Below are 16,824 nucleotides of genomic sequence, written 5' to 3'. Positions count from 1 at the left end.
TACTCGCGCCCAGGGGCGGCACGGGTAGGCCGGGCGGCCTCATATACCCAGATACCGCTGCGCCAATTCGGGTTGGGCGGACAGCTCGGCGGGCTTGCCCGACCAGGCCACGCGGCCCTTGTCCACGATGTAGTGGCGGTCGACCAGCGTGGCCATTTCGGGCAGGTTCTTGTCGATGACCAGAATGGTCTGGCCCTCGGCCTTCAGCGACCGCAGGCAACGCCAGATCTCCTGGCGGATCAGCGGCGCCAGCCCTTCGGTGGCTTCGTCCAGGATCAGCAGCTTGGGGTTGGTCATCAGCGCGCGGCCCACCACCAGCATCTGCTGCTCGCCGCCCGACAAGGTGCGCGACGACTGCGCGCGGCGCTCTTTCAGGCGCGGGAACAGGGAGTAGACGCGCTCCAGGTCCCAGCCGTTCGTTGACCCGCCCGCCGCCGGGCGCGCCGTCGCCACCAGGTTTTCCTGCACCGTCAGCGAGCCAAACACGCGCCGCCCTTCCGGCACCAACCCCACGCCCAGGCGCGCCACCGTGCTGGGCGCGGACCGCCCCAGCGTCTGCCCCCGGAACTGCACCGCGCCGCCGGTGGCGGGCAACATACCCATCAAGGTCTTGACCGTGGTGGTCTTGCCCATGCCGTTGCGGCCAATCAGCGAAATCACCTCGCCTTCGCTGGCCTCGAACGACATGCCGAACAGCACCTTGCTGGATCCGTAACCGCCCGTCAGGCCGTCAACCTTCAACATGTTCTTCTCCCAGGTAGGCCGCGCGCACTTCCGGATGGCGGCGCACCTCGTCCGGCGTGCCGCTGAACACCACGCGGCCATAGACCAGCACGCTGATGCGGTCGGCCAGCGCGAAGACGGCGTCCATATCGTGTTCGACCAGCAGCACCGCGTAATCACCCTTCATGCCTTGCAGCAGGCGCGTCATGCGTGCCGATTCCTCGGGTCCCATGCCGGCCATGGGTTCGTCCAGCAGCAACAGACGCGGCACGCGCGCCAGCGCCACCGCCAGTTCCAGTTGCCGCCGTTCGCCGTGCGCCAAGTCGGCCGACCGCACATGGCGGCGGTCAGCCAGGCCCACATGCGTCAACCACTGCATGGCCTCGGCCTTCAGGCCGGCGTCGCGGCGCGGATCGGACCAGGCGCCAAACGCGGGCCCGTCCTTCAGCATGCGCGACAAGATCACGTTTTCCAGCGCGGTGAATTCGTGGCAAAGCTCGGTGATCTGGAACGAACGCCCCAGGCCCAGCCGCGCCCGCTCGAACGCGCGCAGCCCGGTCACGTCCTGCCCGTCCAGATGGATGGTGCCGGAGTCGGGCTGGATCTCGCCGCAGATCTGCGCGATCAGCGTGGACTTGCCCGCGCCGTTGGGGCCGATGATGGCGTGGATTTCGCCGGCCCGCACATCCAGGTCCACCCCATTGGTGGCCACCACCGCGTCAAAGGCCTTGCGCAACTGCGTCAGCCGCAACAGGCTTGCTTGGGCGTCAGTCGACATGGCGCGTCTCCAGCAATTTGCCGAACAGGCCCTTCTGGCCCCACAGCACCACCAGCACCAGGATCGGCCCCATGTACAGCAGCCAATGCTCGGTCAGGGACGACAGCATCTGCTCCAGCCCCAGGAATACCGCCGCGCCCGCGATCGGGCCCAGCAAGGTGCCCACCCCGCCCAGGATGACAATCGCCATCAGCTCGCCGGACTTCGTCCACGCCGCCATGTCGGGCGTCACCAGCCCGGCATAATTGGCCCACAGCACGCCCGCCAGCCCCGTGCCCACCGCCGACAGCACGAACGCGCTCAGGCGGTACGGCGTGGGCGCAACGCCCAGGTTCAGCGCGCGCCGCTCGCTTTGGCGCAGCGCCTGCAACACCATGCCGAAGCGCGAATTAGTGATGCGGATGCACAGCAGCGTCCACGCCGTCAGCAGCGCCAGGCACACGTAATAGAACACCATGGGGCTTTCCAGATTGATGCCCGGCAACACGTTGCGCTGCGTAATCATCAGCCCGTCGTCGCCGCCATAGAACTGTAGCGACACCAGGATGAAATACACCATCTGCCCGAAGGCCAGCGTAATCATGATGAACTGCACACCGCGCGTGCGCAGCGCCAGGTAACCAAACACCCAGCCCGCCAACGCGCACACGGCCAGCGCAATGGGCCACACCACCAGCGCGGCATTGCTGCCGGCCCAGCCGAAGATAGGCCCCGCCTCGGCCGTGTGAAAGGCAATGATGCCCACCGCGTAGCCACCCAGGCCGAAGAACATGGCGTGGCCAAAGCTGACCATGGCGCCGTAGCCGATCACCAGGTCCAGGCTGACCGCCGCCAGCCCGTAGATAAGAAAGCGCGTCACCACGCCAATCAGGAACGGCGAGCCCGAAGCCAGCGCGGCGGCCGGCAGCAGGATCAATACCACCAGGCCGGCCAAGCCCCAGCGGGCGCGATTCGAAAGTGTCTTTGCCATCATCATCCTCGCGCCGGAAACAAGCCGCCCGGCTTGGCGATCAGCACAATCGCCATCAACACATAAATGCTGGCCGACGCCATGCCGGCGGCCAGCGGGTCCGCCGTGGCGGGCGAGAACATCGTGGACAGCAACTGCGGCAGGAAGGCCCGACCCAGGCTGTCGACCATGCCCACCAGCAAGGCGCCCGCCAACGCGCCGCGCACCGAGCCGACCCCGCCGATCACAATGACCACGAACGTGGTGATCAAGATGCGTTCGCCCATGCCGATTTCCACCGCCAGCAGCGGCGCGGCCATCACGCCGGCCAGCCCGCACAGCAGCGCGCCCAGCCCGAACACCAGCGTGTAGAGCTTGCGGATGTCCACGCCCAGCGCGTCCACCATTTCACGGTCATCCGCGCCGGCGCGGATCAGCATGCCGATGCGCGTGCGGTTCACCAGCCACCACAAGCCCACCGCCACCAAGGCGCCGATGGCGATGAACGACAGGCGGATCAGCGGATACTGAAAGCCCGGCGCCAGCGTCACCGCGCCTTCCAGGAACGACGGAATGCCCACCAGCGGCGGACGCCGGCCAAAGATCAGGCTGACGGCTTCGTTCGAAAACAGCAGCAGGCCGAAGGTGGCCAGCACCTGGTACAGGTGATCGCGCTTGTACAGCTTGCGTATCACCAGCACTTCGACGGAGATGCCGTACAGCCCCGCCCCCAGCAACGCCGCCAGCACGCCCGCCAGGAACGAGCCCGTGGTGCCGATGGCATAGGCCGCGCAGTACGCGCCCACCATGTAGAACGAGCCATGCGTCAGGTTGACCACGCCCATGATGCCGAAGATCAGCGTCAGCCCGGCCGCCAGCATGAACAGCATGGCGCCGAACTGCAGGCCGTTAAGCAGTTGTTCGAACAGCAGCGTCATGACGGCATCTTGCAGAATTGGGCGTAGGCGTCCTTGTCGTCAGACACCAGCTTGCGAACCAGATGCGGTGCCAAGCCGCCCGCGCTGTCCTTATCGATACGCATCAGGTACAGGTCTTGAATGGGATGCTGATTGGTGTTCATGCTGAAGTTGCCGCGCAAGGACGTGAAGTCGGGCTTGCGCAGCGCCGCGCGGAATTCCGCCGCCTTGGACAGATCGCCACCCGTGGCCTTCAAACCCACGCCGATCAACTGCGCGGTGTCGTAAGCCTGCATCGCGTAGTCGGTGGGCACGCGGCCATAGGCTGCCTTGAAGGCTTTGACGAAGGCCTGCGATTGCGGGTTGTTGAAGTCTTGCGACCAGATGCCCGTGGTGTAGGAACCCAAGGACGCGTCGCCCGTGGCCTGGATCATGCGCGCGTCCATCGAGAAGCTGGGCATCAGCATGGGGATGCTCTTGTTCAAGCCCGCCGCCGCATACTGCTTGACGAAGTTGATGCCGGTGCCGCCCGGATGAAACTGGTAGATGGCTTCAGGCGCCAGCGAGCGCAAGCGCGCCAGTTCCACCGAGAAATCCGACTGGTCGAGCTTGGTGTAGATCTCGGCCACGACCTCGCCCTTGTAGGTGCGCTTGAACCCTTCGATGGCGTCGCGGCCGGCCTGGTAGTTGGGCGCCAGCAGCACCACGCGCTTGTAGCCCAGTTCATTGGCCGCCACGCCGCCCGCCGTGTGGAAGGCGTCGTTCTGATAGGACGCCACAAAATAGTTGGGGTCGCACTTTTCGCCCGCGAAGTTCGACGGGCCAGGGTTCAGGCTCACGTAGAACGCGCCCGACTTCACCACGCCGGGCACCACGGCGGCCAGCACGTTGGAAAAGTTCACCCCGGTAAAGAGCTTCACGCCCGATTGCACCAGGCGGTCGGCCGCCTGCTTGGCGTTGGCGGGCTTCAAGCCGTCGTCTTCGATGACCAGTTGCACGGGCACGCCGCCCAGCTTGCCGCCGCCTTCCTTGATGGCCAGGTTGAAGGCGTCGCGCTCGTCTTCGCCGATGTAGCCGGCCGGCGTGGACAAGGTGGCGATGAAGCCGATCTTGACGGGCTCTGCGGCGCGCGCGGCGCCCATCGCAACGGCCGCGCCCAGCGCGACGGACAACGCGGCAGCCACGCCGCCCAGTTTCTGTTTCTTGATCATGTTTTCCCCTTGAAGACTGCGTTGCCCGCCTGGCGGCAGGCCTGAGCTAGACCGCCACCACCGGATGGCGCAGCGTGCCGATGCCTTCCACACACGCCACCACCACATCACCCGGCCACAACCATTCCTGCGGCTTGCGTCCCGCGCCCACGCCTTCCGGCGTGCCGGTGGCGATGATGTCGCCCGGTTCCAGCGTGATGCCGGCGCTGATGTCCGCAATCAGGAACGGCACCTTGAAGAGCATGTGGCGCGTGTTCGATCCCTGCTTTTTTTCGCCGTTGACGGTGAGCCACAAGTCCAGCACCTGCGGGTCCGGAATTTCGTCGGCGGTGACGATGCACGGGCCGAACGGCGCGTAGGTGTCCTGGCCCTTGGAATAGATCCATTGCCCGGCGCGGCGGCAGTCGCGCGCGCTCATGTCCAGCATGACGCTGTAGCCGAACACGTAGGACAGCGCATCGGCCTCGGCCACGCGCGAGGCACGGCGGCCCATGATCACGGCCAGCTCCACTTCCCAGTCCAGCTGCTGCGTGATCTTGGCGTTGTGCTCGATGGCGTCGCCCGGGCCGATCACGGTGGTGGGCGGCTTGGAGAAGATCACGGGCTGCTTGGGCAGGTCGGCCGACGTATCCAGCGTACGGCTGGATTCCGCCACGTGTTCAACGTAGTTCAGGCCGATGCCGAAGATGTTCTTGCGCGGACGCGGAATGGGCGCCAGCAGCTTCACGTTCTCTTGCGGCAGCGCCGTGCCCACGGGCCACTCGCCACGGTAGGCGTCCATCAGGCGGCTGGCCTGCGCCACGGCCACCGGGCCCAGGTCGATGAACGCCAGCATGTCGTCGGGCAGGTCCACGCCGCCTGCACGGCCCAGCAGGGCCAGGTCGATTACATAGCCTTCGGCCAGCGCGCCAAGCCGCGCGGCAGCGGTGGGATGAGCGCGAAAAGTCACCAAGCGCATAGGAACTCCATTGATTCAGGACGGGTTGAGTAGGAAGAGTTAAGTCAGGACGAGTTGAGCCAGGCGCGCGGACAAGGCCCGCGCGGCGGATGAAAATTCGAACAGGGGTGGCGGTGCTAGATCAGCACTTGATGGCCGTCGTTTTCCTTGACCGCTTCTTCGCGGTAGAGCGCCAGCGACCGCATCACGGGCAGGTCGTTGAAGCAGAACAGGCAGGCGTCGTCATTGCTGGACAGGTTGGCGTGTTCGTGGATGGCCCAGGACGGCACGCAGAAGATGTCGCGTTCGGTCCAGTCATAACGTTTGCCGTCGATGATGGAAAAGCCGCTGCCCTTGGCCACCTGGTAGATGAAGCTGCCCGTGTGCCGATGCGCCTTGGTGTGTTCGCCCGGGCGCAACAACTGCATGCTGGCGCCAATGGTCGGCATCACCGGCCCGCCCGTGGCGGGGTTCACGTAGTCAAGCAGGATGCCGTCGTACGGGCTGCCGGCGGTGGTGCGCGCATAACGGCGCAAGGCCTCGTAAGTGGGTTCCCATTCGTACTTGAAGAGCGGCGAATACGGTTTGGTCCAGCCTGACACTTGCGGGCGCAAGGCCGCGTTGCCCCAGGCGGCGCTGGTGTCGTCCACCGGATGGGTCACCGTCTGGTTCAGGTCGGGATGCACGGCGTAGAAGCCCGCTTCCAAGGCATTGACCAGCGGAATGTCCAGGCCGTCCTGCCAGATGCAGGTGGTGCCGTCTTCGGCCACGCCGTGCTCATGCCAGGTGCCGTTGGGCGTCAGCACGAAGTCGTTCGCGCCCAAGGTCATCTTGTGGCCGTCCACCACGGTGTAGGCGCCCTGGCCTTCCATGATGAAGCGCAGCGCCGAATGCGAATGCTTGTGGGCCGAGGCCAGTTCGCCGGGCTGCATCACCTGCAAGCCGGAATACAACCAGCCCACGGCGGCGGCCACGTCGCGCCGGCCGGGGTTGTTCAGGTAGATCACGCGGCGGCCCGCTTCCTCGGGCGACACCAGTTCGGCCGATCGCAGCACATGCGCGCGCAAGTCCTGGTAGCGCCACACCACCGGCACCGACGCCGAGCGCGGCGCCCAGGGTTCAATCTTGTTCGCCACGGTCCACAAGGCGCCGGTTTCCAGGCGCGCCAGCTCCTGGTAATAGGCAATGCGTTCGGGCGAGTCCGCCACATTAGCGCGGCCTGCGGTGTCCTCGCGATAGGCGTCGTACCGGTTCGCTTTCATCCCTTGCCTCTTTTTATAAAACCGTGAAGATTTTCGAAAATAATAGAGGCGAGCGGAATTTCGGGCAACGATTGCCCGCTAGGGGTTTTCCCGCCACGCAAGATTTAGTTGGTGCGGCGCTTCAAAATACTGTACAAAAACACAGTGCGACGTGATACATTTCGCTCGCCCAAAAAACCTGTCATCCAGGGAGAAACCTGTGTCAGAAGCCGCTCATCTTGTTCAGTACATCGTCGTGCCCTATCGCGCTGCCGCCAACGGCGTGGCCCCCGGGGAAATCCGTCCGGCCAGCAGCGAATTCGGCGCCATCCGAATCGCCAATTCCATGGCCTCCAAATTCGCGGGCGTGGCCGCTTATGAAGTATGGATCGACAAAGAAACCGGCGACATGGAATCGCCCCGCATCCTGACGCAAATCGGCACGGTGCCGTCGCTGGATGATTGAACGCGAATATGCCGCCGCGCGTGTCGAAGCGAATTTAATCCAGGGGGGTTTGTTATTCAGGGAGCTTGATGGCCGTACGACTGGATGGCCGCCCTGATGTGTCGATGTTGATCTGTCGACGTTGATCTGTCGACGTTGATCTATATGTGCTGATGAATCCCGGGTTTCGAATGTCGAATCCCGGGATTCGATTTTCTAAGCCACGTATCTACATCAGGTAGTGCACGTCACACATTGCGCGTCACGTATTTGCACATCCGCATTTGCACGTCATGCCATGATTTGTGGTGCGCCCGACAGGAATCGAACCTGTATCAAGAGCTTCGGAAACTCTCATTCTATCCATTGAACTACGGGCGCAGCGCAAAGAGGCGACATTGTACCTAGTTTTCGATAGCCTGCATGAAGCGGATCAAATCTTCTGTCAATCTCATCGAAAACCCGGTCAGATGCATTGGACGTGCGTCCCTGACACCGTTATATAATCCAGCGTTTGCTTGCAGGCGGATGCCCGACTGGTTCGCCGATTTGTGCAGTTACTGATTTTCTGTTGCCGCCGCCAGGCGCCCCACCCGTTAGCAGGATTTGGTCATGAGCAACGAGCAGGAACACATAGAAGAGCACTCCTCCCCCATCAAGACCCCCAAGCAACTGGTCGTCACGATCGTCCTGTCTTTCGTGATCCCAATCGCCATCATCATCCTGTTGGTGAACATGGTGGTCTCCGGCAACAAGACCGGAGCCGGCTCGGATACGCTGACCCCCGAAGCCGTCACCAAGCGCATCGCCCCGGTCGCGGGGTTTGAACTGGTAGACGCCAACGCCCCCCGAGTCTTCAAGACGGGCGAACAGGTCTTTGCCGCCGTCTGTACGGCCTGTCACACCGCCGGTGTGGCCGGCGCACCCAAGATGGGCGACAACGCAGCCTGGGCGCCGTTCATCAAGGCCGGCTACGACACCATGCTGAACGTGGCCCTGCACGGCAAGGGCGGCATGCCCGCCAAGGGCGGCAACCCCACGCTGTCCGACTACGAAGTCGCGCGCGCGGTGGTCTATATGGCCAACAAGTCCGGCGCGTCGCTGCCCGAACCCGCCGCCCCCGCCGAAGAAGGCGCGAAGAAGGAAGCGGACGCCGGGGCGGCCGTCGCCGCGCCGGCTGCTGGTGCCGCCGCCGCTCCTGGCGCCGCTGCATCTGGAGCCGCTCCTGCTGCTGCCGCTCCTGCTGCTGCCGCCACTGCCGCCGCTCCTGCTGCCGCTGCACCCGCTGCTGCTCCCGCCGCTCCCGCTCCGGCCGCCCCGCAACAGGCCGCCGCCGTCAACCCGGCTGGTGAAAAGCTCTACAAGAGCGTCTGTTTCGCCTGTCACGCCACCGGCGTGGCCAACGCGCCCAAGTTTGGCGACAAGGCCGCCTGGGCGCCCTACATCAAGACCGGCATGGACGCCATGGTGAAGGTCGCCATGCAAGGCAAGCCGCCCATGCCGCCCAAGGGCGGCGCCGCCAACGCCTCGGAAGAAGACATCCGCGCAGCCGTCCAATACATGGTCGACCACGCCAAGTAGGATGGGTGAAGCGCGGCAGGCTTCATGCCACTGAAACACCGCTTCAACGCGCGCAACCCATCAAGCAACCGCGCAAATAAAAAAACCCCCTGAGTTTCTTCTTCAGGGGGTTTTTTCTTGCCGGGGTCGGGTGCAGTTCTGGGCGCTGCTTGATGGGTTGCGCGCGTTGCCGATCGGAATTCTTCTGCCGACTTTTGCGCGCTTCACCCATCCTACGAGGCTGATGATTTCAGCAGGGACAGGCCCAATTGGACGCGGCGTTGCAGCCAGAGGCTGGGGCGGTAGCGCGGGTCGCCGGTCACGCGCTGCATGCTCTTCAGGATTTCCAGGATGCGGTCGGCGCCAAGCTTGTCGCCCAATGCCAACGGGCCCACCGGGTAACCCAGACCCAACGTCACGGCTTGGTCGATGTCTTCCGGGGTGGCGATCTGCTGCTGCGCGATGTCGCTGGCGATGTTGACGATCATGGCCACGATGCGCTGGGCGATGAAGCCCGGCGAATCCTCGATCACCGTCACCGGCACGCCATCGGCGGCCAGCAGCGCGTGCGCGGCGTCGCGCCATTTGGCTTCGGTGGCGGGCGACACCATGATGGTGCGGCGCTTGGCGCCATCGAAGGCATACAGCGTATCCAGGCCCACCGTGCGGCCGGCGTTCAAGCCTTGGGCAGACACCGACGTCGACACATCATCACCAAACGGCGTGACGATAATCAACGCATCCGCGTCGGGCGTCGAACCCGTCACCAGCGTGGCGCCCAGCTTTTCGATCAGCGCCGACGCGCGCGCGTAGCCTTCCGCGTGCTTGGGGCTGACCCAGACCTTCAGGCCTTCCGGCAGCGCCGGCACGGGCGGCTCGGCCGGCACCTGCTTCTGGCCGTCGGCGTAGACGTAGAAGCCTTCGCCTGCCTTGCGTCCGATCAGCCCGCCCGCCAGGCGCACGGTCGTGATCGGCGACGGGCGGAAACGCGCTTCGTCAAAGAACTGGCGGTAGATGGATTCCATCACCGGGTGCGACACGTCCAGCGCGGTCAGGTCCAGCAGTTCAAACGGCCCCATGCGGAAGCCGGCCTGCTCACGCATCACGGCATCGACTTGCGCAAAGGTGGCCACGGCCTCTTGCGCCACGCGCAGGCCTTCGGTATTCATGCCACGGCCGGCATGGTTGACGATGAAGCCGGGCATGTCCTTGGCGCGCACGGGCGTGTGACCCATGCGGCGAGCCAGCGCGGCCAACGCATCGCCCACTTCGGGCGCGCTGCGCAGGCCATCGATCACTTCAACCACCTTCATCAACGCCACCGGGTTGAAGAAGTGATAACCGACCACGCGGCGCGGGTGCTTGCAAGCAGCCGCGATGGCGGTGATGGACAAGGACGACGTGTTCGACGCCAGGATGCAGTCTTCCGACACCACGCCTTCCAGCGCCGCGAACAGGTCGCGCTTCACGTCCAGCCGTTCAACGATGGCTTCCACCACCAGTTGGCAGGCCGACATGTCGGTCAGCGCGGTGGCGGGCTCCACACGTTCCAAGGCGGCTTGCGCATCGGCGGCGGTCAGCTTGCCCTTTTGCGCCAGCTTGTCCCAGGTCTGACGCAAGGACTCGCGCGCGGCGGCAACCGCATCGGCGCTGGTGTCGTACAAGCGCACGCGCAAGCCGGCCTGCGCCGCAATCTGCGCAATGCCGCGCCCCATGGCCCCGGCGCCCACGACGCCGATGGTTTGAATCTCCGTCATCAACTCTCTCCTGCCTGTATTGGAATGGATGGTGCGCGCCGCGGCATGGCGCGTGGCAAGCGGGCGGCGCGCGGCCACCCCGCCGCGATCAAGGCTGGCTTTGTGCCAGCGCCTGGATGTCTTCGGCCGACAAGCCCAGCTTTTCCGCCAGCACCTGCGCGGTGTGCTCGCCCAACATGGGCGGCGGACGGCGGTATTCAACGGGGCTATCGGAAAACTTCAGCGGGCTGGCGGCCATCGGCACCTTGCCGGCGGCCGGATGCGGCAGTTCGCGCTTCATCTGGCGCGCCAGCACGTGCGGGTCTTCGTAGACCTGGTCCAACGTGTTGATGGGGCCGGCCGGCACGCCCACAGCTTCCAGCGCGGCCAGCCAGTGGTCGCGCGCGCCGGTGGCCATGCGTTCGGCCAGCAGCGGCACCAATTCCGTACGGTTCTTCACGCGCTGCGGGTTGGTGGAAAAACGCGGATCGGCCGACAACTCGGGCAGCCCGATGGCGCCGCAATAGTTACGGAACTGGCTGTCGTTGCCCACCGCCACGATCAAATGGCCATCAGCCGCGGCGAACACCTGGTACGGCACCAGGTTCTGGTGTGCGTTGCCGGCGCGCTGGGGCGCCACGCCCGAGGTCATGAAGTTCAAGTTCTGATTGGCCATCATGCTGACCTGGCAGTCCAGCAAAGCCATGTCGATGTGCTGGCCCAAACCGCTATTGGCGCGTTCAAGCAGCGCGGCCAGGATGCCCACCGTGGAATACATGCCGGTCATCAGATCGGCCACGGCCACGCCGGCCTTTTGCGGACCGCCGCCGGGCAGGTCGTCGCGTTCGCCGGTGATGCTCATCAGCCCGCCCATGCCCTGGATCATGAAGTCATAGCCGGGGCGGCTGGCGTACGGGCCGGTCTGGCCGAAACCGGTGATCGAACAATAGATCAGGCGTGGGTTGATGGCCTTCAGGCTTTCGTAGTCCAGCCCATATTTCTTCAGGCCGCCCACTTTGAAGTTTTCAACCAGGATGTCGCTTTGCAGCGCCAGTTCGCGCACCAGTTCTGCGCCACGCGGCGACGCGATATCCAGCGCCACCGACATCTTGTTGCGGTTGGCGGACAGGTAGTAGGCGGCTTCGGTGGTGTCGTTGCCCGCTTCGTCCTTCAGGTAGGGCGGCCCCCAGGCGCGCGTATCGTCACCCGCGCCGGGCCGTTCGATCTTGATCACCTCGGCGCCAAGGTCGGCCAGGTTCTGGGTGCACCAGGGGCCCGCCAGCACGCGGGTCAGGTCCAGCACGCGGATGCCGGTAAGGGGAGCGGGACGTTGCGACATCTGTAGTCTTTTCGCTAGATGAGAAATGAAAACGTCCGGCTTGCGGCCACGCGCGAAGCCAGACTGGAATTCCGTCATGCCGGCGGCCCGGGCCGCCAGCGCGTCATACCCGGACGCGGACCGTTAGGGTCGCGCCCGGAGCACCATTCGTCAATCCGGATATTAGCTGTTTGGACACTCTGGCCGGATTTCCGCTTGCTGCCGCCTCAGGAATGCGCCTTGATCGTCTCGCGCGCGATCACCAGTTGCTGGATCTGCGAGGTGCCCTCGAAGATGCGGAACAAGCGCACGTCGCGGTAGAAGCGTTCCACGGCGTACTCGGACATATAGCCCGCGCCGCCGTGGATCTGCACGGCGCGGTCGGCCACGCGGCCCACCATTTCGGTCGAATACAGCTTGCAGCAGGCGGCCTGCATGGTGGTGTTCTCGCCGCGGTCGCGCATGCGGGCGGCGTCCAGCACCATGCAGCGGGCGGCATAGAGTTCGGCCTGGCTGTCGGCGATCATTGCCTGGATCAGTTGAAACTCGGCAATCGGCTGGCCGAACTGCTTGCGCTCCAGCGCGTACTTGACCGCGTCAGACAGCAGACGCTCGGCAATCCCCACGCAAAGCGCCGAAATGTGCAGCCGGCCCTTGTCCAGCACGCGCATCGACGTCCGGAAGCCGTTGCCCTCTTCGCCACCCAGCAAGGCGCTGGCGGGCACGCGGCAGTTGTCGAACACCACGTCGCTGGTCAAGGCGCCCGCCTGGCCCATCTTCTTGTCGGGCTTGCCGATGATCAGGCCAGGCGTGCCGGCTTCGACCAGGAAGCAAGAAATGGAATTGGCGCGGCGTTCGGGCGCGGTGCGCGCCATCACCGAGAACAGGCCGGCGATGGGCGCGTTGGTGATGTAGCGCTTGGTGCCGTTGAGCACATAGCCGTCGCCATCGCGCTCGGCGGACAGACGCAGTGCCATGGCGTCGGAACCGGCGTCCGGCTCGGTCAAGGCGAACGAGCCGATCAATTCACCGCTGGCCAGCTTGGGCAAGTAGCGCGCGCGCTGCTCGTCGGTGCCGGCCAGCACGATGGCTTGCGAGCCGATGCCGATGTTGGTGCCGGCCAGCGAACGGAACGCAGGGGAAGTCTGGCCCAGTTCGAACACCACGCGCACTTCCTCTTCCATCGTCAGGCCCAAGCCGCCGAAGTCGGGCGAGATCGACAAGCCGAACAGGCCCAGCTCGCGCATTTCGTTGACGATGTCCGGCGGCACCTGGCCGCTAGAGGCCAGTTCGTCTTCGGCGGGAATCAGGCGTTCGTGCACAAAGCGGTGCACGGCGTCCAGCAACAGGTTCAGGGTTTCGGTGTCGAGGGCCATGATGGAAGTCTCAGTAGATAAGCAATGCGTTTCCGGACGGCGGCGCGATCAGGCGCGCATGCCGCCAACCAATAAATCGAAGTAACCGGCGGCGATGGCTTCGGCGCTGTCGCCCTGGCCGGGCTTGTACCAACGCACCATCCAATTCAGCATGGACAGCACGGCGCGGCCGGTGGCGGCCACGTCCAGCGGGCGGAACACACCCTGCTCCACGCCTTGGGCAATCAGTTCGCGCAGGCGCTTTTCGTAGCCGTCGCGCAGGCGGGCGGCGTCTTCGCGTTCGGGTAGCGCCATGCCGGAATAGCCGATCAGCATGGTGACGAATTCGGCATGGTGCTGTTCAAAGTAGCGGGCGTGGCCCACCATGAAGGCGCGCAACCGGTCGGCGGCGCCCTGCGCATCGGCCACATCCTGGCCGACGTTTTGCGTCAGCCCGTTCAACACGCCCAGGATGATGGCGTCGTAGATGTCCTGCTTGGTGGTGTAGTAGTGATAGATGGCCGCCTTGGACACGCCGATAGCGGCGGCCAGGTCAGCTACCGAGCTGCCGTCGTAACCGCTTTGCGCGAACAGCTTGGCGGCTTCTTCCAGGATGCGTTCACGCGGGGCTGCCAGCGTGGGGGGCCGGCCAGCGCGGGCGCGTTTCTGAGCGGGAGGGGCGGAGGTCGCCATGACAGCCTTTGCAAGGGCCGCGCCTGAGGCTGCGGGCAGGCCGCGCGGGCCTCCATTGACAGCGGTTCGGCGCATGCCGTTAAATAAAGATTAATTAATTACCGGACGGTCGGTAGGTAATTATAGGCACATCCGCTTTCAGGGCTCAAGGCCCAATTGCGGGACGCCTTTTCTGGACTGACCTGAACACAACGCGACGACGCTATGCCCCACTCTCTTGTGACAGATTTGTATGGCCAGATGTCCCTGCCGGTCATCAGCGCCCCCATGTTCATCGTGTCCAACCCGCAACTGGTGATCGCGCAGTGCACGAGCGGCATCGTGGGTTCGTTCCCCGCGCTGAACGCGCGCCCGCAAAGCCTCTTGACCGATTGGCTGGACGAGGTCCAGGCCGGGCTTGCCTCGTACCGCGAAGCGAATCCCGGCGCCGCCGTGGCGCCGTTCGCGGTCAACCAGATCATCCACCAGTCCAACGACCGCCTGGAACAGGACCTGGCCGTGTGCGCCAGTCACCGCGTGCCGCTGATCATCACCAGCCTGCGCGCGCCGGGAGACCTGGTCAAGGGCGTGCACGACTGGGGCGGCAAGGTCTTTCACGACGTCACCACGCTGCGCCACGCCGAGAAAGCGCTGGAAGCCGGGGTGGACGGGCTGATCCTGGTGTGCTCGGGCGCGGGCGGACATGCGGGCACGCTGAGCCCGTTCGCGCTGCTGTCCGAAGTGCGCCGTTTTTACGACGGCCCGTTGATCCTGTCGGGCGCCATCACGTCCGGCGCGCATGTGCTGGCCGCGCTGGCCATGGGCGCCGACTTCGCCTACATGGGCACGCGCTTCATTGCCAGCCAGGAAGCCAACGCCAGCGAGGGCTACAAGTCCGCCATCGTCGAGGCCAGCGCGTCCGACATTCTGTACACCCCGTTTTTCACGGGCATTCCCGGCAACTATCTGAAGGCGAGCATCACCGCGTCGGGGCTCGACCCGGCCAACCTGCCGCAGCCCGACAGCGGCGCGTCCAACTTCGGATCGACACGCGTCAAGCCGTGGAAAGACATCTGGGGCGCGGGCCAGGGCGTGGGCGGCATCGCCAGCGTGCTGCCCACGCGGGAAATCGTCGACACGCTGCGCCGCGAATACGCCGAGGCCAAGGCGCAACTGGACGGCAGGTCGTTCGAATGAGCGCGGGCCTGAAAGTCAGCCGGGATGGCGCGGTGCTGACCCTGGTCATCGACCGCCAGGACCGCCGCAACGCGCTGGACACGGCCACCTACGCCGCCCTGACCGAACAGATTTCGCTGGCCAGCGCCGACCAGGCCATCTCGGCGGTGATCCTGACCGGTGCGGGTGAACACTTCACGGCCGGCAACGACCTGCGCGACTTTCAAGCCGAACGCGGGGCGGGTGACAGCGCGGGGCTGACGTTCCTGCGGGCGCTGACCCTGGCCGACGTGCCGGTGATTGCCGCCGTCGAAGGCTATGCGATCGGCATCGGCGTGACGCTGCTACAGCATTGCGACTTTGTCCACATTGGCGAAGGCGCCACGCTGCGCATGCCGTTCGTGGCGCTGGGCCTGTGCCCGGAGGGCGCCTCCAGCCTGTTGATGCCCCGCCTGGCCGGGCGGCGCGCCGCCGAATGGCTGTTGCAGGGCAAGGCGTTTTCCGCCGAAGACGCGCGCGAGGCTGGCTTGGCCACTTCGGTTACGCCACAAGGCCAGGCGCTGGCCGCGGCCCAGGCCACCGCCGCTGATTTGGTCCGCCAACCGCCTGCGGCGCTGCGCCTGACCAAGGCCATGATGAAGCGGGCGGACCGCCAGGCCATCCAGGAAACGCTGGATTACGAGGCCCAGCAGTTCCGAGCGCGGTTGCAGACCGAGGAAGCGCAGGCGGCGTTCGCGAAGTTTTTCAAGAAATAGTGGGCGAGGCGATGGGTTGCGCGGCGATGGGGTGCCAATCGATGGGTTACGCGCGTTGGGCTTTGGCGCTTTGACGTCGAGTCATGCGCGCTTCACCCATCCTACGGTTGAGGTAGGATGGGTGCGGCGCGGCACAACCGACAAAAGAACCCGGCCGCCGACCGCGCAAACCCATCAAACAACGCCCCTCAAAACGGCGAATCCGGCCGGAAATTCGGCGCCCGGCGTTCGCGCAACGACTGAATCCCCTCTTTCACGTCCGGCCCGCCAAACCCCATGAATTCCAAAGCCAGCGACGTATCGAAGCTCGGCCCCGCCATGCGCAGCCAATTGTTCAGCGAATACTTGGTCCAGCGTATCGCCGTCTGCGAGCCTGCCGCCAGCTTGTTGGCCACCTCGAACGCGCGGGAAATCAGCTCGGCTTCGTCCACGCACAATGACACCAGGCCGATCCGCTCCGCCTCTTCGCCGGTCACGGTTTCGCACAGCATCAGGTAGTACTTGGCCTTGGCCATGCCGCACAACAGCGGCCAGACGATGGCGGCGTGATCCCCGGCCGTCACGCCCAGGCGGGTATGGCCGTCAATGATGCGCGCGTCGCGCGCCGCGATCGAGATGTCGGCCAGCAAACCCGCCACCAGCCCAGCCCCCACCGCCGCGCCGTGCATGGCGGACACAATGGGCTTGTTGCAATTGATGATGTTGTAGACCAGATCGCGGGCTTCCCGCCACACGCGGGTACGCACGTCGAAGTCGTCGGCCATCTGCTGCACCAATTCCAGGTCGCCGCCACCCGAAAAGCCCTTGCCTTCGCCCCGGATCACCACCACGCGGGTGTCGGGATCGGTATCGATGTCGCGCCAGATGTCGGCCAGCTCTCGGTGCATGCGGTCGTCCGCCGTGGACAGCTTGCCGGGCTGGCCGCCCTTGGCCCCCATGATCACCTCCAGCACCCCGCCGGGATGCCGGCGCAGCTTCAGGGATTCATAGGCTGAATAGTGTTGCAGCGTGATATCAGTCATTGTCTACTCCGCGTTGTCTTTAGCCGCTG

16 protein-coding genes and 1 tRNA gene are annotated in these 16,824 nt (G+C 65.1%); 4 read left to right on the top strand and 13 right to left on the bottom strand.

The window, feature by feature from the left end; translation table 11 throughout:
- Positions 1-39 precede the first annotated feature (39 nt).
- The 7 genes from M2361_RS27065 to M2361_RS27035 form a co-directional block, all read right to left on the bottom strand.
- A complete protein-coding gene (locus M2361_RS27065; RefSeq protein WP_259252858.1) occupies positions 40-744 on the bottom strand; it encodes an ABC transporter ATP-binding protein in 705 nt (234 codons plus the stop codon).
- Entirely contained in the window at positions 731-1,501 is a 771-nt protein-coding gene (locus tag M2361_RS27060; RefSeq protein WP_259252857.1) for an ABC transporter ATP-binding protein, read from the bottom strand. The genes M2361_RS27065 and M2361_RS27060 overlap by 14 nt, the downstream gene beginning before the upstream one ends.
- Entirely contained in the window at positions 1,491-2,477 is a 987-nt protein-coding gene (locus M2361_RS27055; RefSeq protein ID WP_100853339.1) for a branched-chain amino acid ABC transporter permease, read from the bottom strand. Before M2361_RS27055 ends, M2361_RS27060 begins: the two co-directional genes overlap by 11 nt.
- Positions 2,474-3,388, bottom strand: coding sequence for a branched-chain amino acid ABC transporter permease (locus M2361_RS27050; protein ID WP_054421256.1), 915 nt, complete (start codon positions 3,386-3,388; stop codon positions 2,474-2,476). The genes M2361_RS27055 and M2361_RS27050 overlap by 4 nt, the downstream gene beginning before the upstream one ends.
- Positions 3,385-4,578 (bottom strand): ABC transporter substrate-binding protein, encoded by a 1,194-nt coding sequence (locus M2361_RS27045; protein ID WP_259252856.1) that lies wholly within the window; start codon positions 4,576-4,578, stop codon positions 3,385-3,387. Before M2361_RS27045 ends, M2361_RS27050 begins: the two co-directional genes overlap by 4 nt.
- A gap of 46 nt (positions 4,579-4,624) precedes the next feature.
- Positions 4,625-5,536, bottom strand: coding sequence for a fumarylacetoacetate hydrolase family protein (locus M2361_RS27040; RefSeq protein WP_100853341.1), 912 nt, complete (start codon positions 5,534-5,536; stop codon positions 4,625-4,627).
- Positions 5,537-5,652: 116 nt separating this feature from the next.
- Entirely contained in the window at positions 5,653-6,777 is a 1,125-nt protein-coding gene (locus tag M2361_RS27035; protein WP_259252855.1) for a cupin domain-containing protein, read from the bottom strand.
- A gap of 199 nt (positions 6,778-6,976) precedes the next feature.
- Between M2361_RS27035 and M2361_RS27030 the strand changes: the two genes are divergently transcribed.
- Positions 6,977-7,222 (top strand): hypothetical protein, encoded by a 246-nt coding sequence (locus M2361_RS27030; protein WP_006217094.1) that lies wholly within the window; start codon positions 6,977-6,979, stop codon positions 7,220-7,222.
- Between the two features lie 285 nt (positions 7,223-7,507).
- Here the strand turns inward: M2361_RS27030 and M2361_RS27025 are convergent.
- Positions 7,508-7,582: transfer RNA gene (locus tag M2361_RS27025), tRNA-Arg, on the bottom strand.
- A 231-nt stretch (positions 7,583-7,813) separates the two neighbouring features.
- Between M2361_RS27025 and M2361_RS27020 the strand changes: the two genes are divergently transcribed.
- Entirely contained in the window at positions 7,814-8,782 is a 969-nt protein-coding gene (locus M2361_RS27020) for a cytochrome c5 family protein (RefSeq protein WP_259252853.1), read from the top strand.
- A 212-nt stretch (positions 8,783-8,994) separates the two neighbouring features.
- On the opposite strand, the gene M2361_RS27015 is transcribed toward M2361_RS27020, so the two are convergent.
- The 4 genes from M2361_RS27015 to M2361_RS27000 form a co-directional block, all read right to left on the bottom strand.
- A complete protein-coding gene (locus M2361_RS27015; protein ID WP_100853344.1) occupies positions 8,995-10,518 on the bottom strand; it encodes a 3-hydroxyacyl-CoA dehydrogenase in 1,524 nt (507 codons plus the stop codon).
- A gap of 88 nt (positions 10,519-10,606) precedes the next feature.
- Entirely contained in the window at positions 10,607-11,836 is a 1,230-nt protein-coding gene (locus M2361_RS27010; RefSeq protein ID WP_230694995.1) for a CaiB/BaiF CoA-transferase family protein, read from the bottom strand.
- A gap of 206 nt (positions 11,837-12,042) precedes the next feature.
- Positions 12,043-13,191: an acyl-CoA dehydrogenase family protein gene (locus tag M2361_RS27005; RefSeq protein ID WP_050446748.1), complete on the bottom strand. Its 1,149-nt coding sequence runs from the start codon at positions 13,189-13,191 to the stop codon at positions 12,043-12,045.
- A gap of 48 nt (positions 13,192-13,239) precedes the next feature.
- Complete coding sequence (locus M2361_RS27000; RefSeq protein ID WP_100853347.1) at positions 13,240-13,863, bottom strand: TetR/AcrR family transcriptional regulator; 624 nt, start codon at positions 13,861-13,863, stop codon at positions 13,240-13,242.
- A gap of 204 nt (positions 13,864-14,067) precedes the next feature.
- Between M2361_RS27000 and M2361_RS26995 the strand changes: the two genes are divergently transcribed.
- On the top strand, positions 14,068-15,039 hold the full coding sequence (locus M2361_RS26995) for a nitronate monooxygenase family protein (RefSeq protein WP_259252852.1): 972 nt from the start codon (positions 14,068-14,070) through the stop codon (positions 15,037-15,039).
- On the top strand, positions 15,036-15,773 hold the full coding sequence (locus M2361_RS26990; RefSeq protein WP_259252851.1) for an enoyl-CoA hydratase-related protein: 738 nt from the start codon (positions 15,036-15,038) through the stop codon (positions 15,771-15,773). Before M2361_RS26995 ends, M2361_RS26990 begins: the two co-directional genes overlap by 4 nt.
- 188 nt (positions 15,774-15,961) lie before the next feature.
- Here M2361_RS26990 and M2361_RS26985 read toward each other — a convergent pair whose 3' ends face one another.
- Entirely contained in the window at positions 15,962-16,795 is an 834-nt protein-coding gene (locus tag M2361_RS26985) for an enoyl-CoA hydratase/isomerase family protein (protein WP_050446752.1), read from the bottom strand.
- Positions 16,796-16,824 lie beyond the last annotated feature (29 nt).

Source organism: Achromobacter sp. JUb104, assembly GCF_024806975.1.
Taxonomy (GTDB): Bacteria; Pseudomonadota; Gammaproteobacteria; order Burkholderiales; family Burkholderiaceae_B; genus Achromobacter; species Achromobacter spanius.
This window is presented reverse-complemented; position numbering and strand designations above follow the sequence as displayed.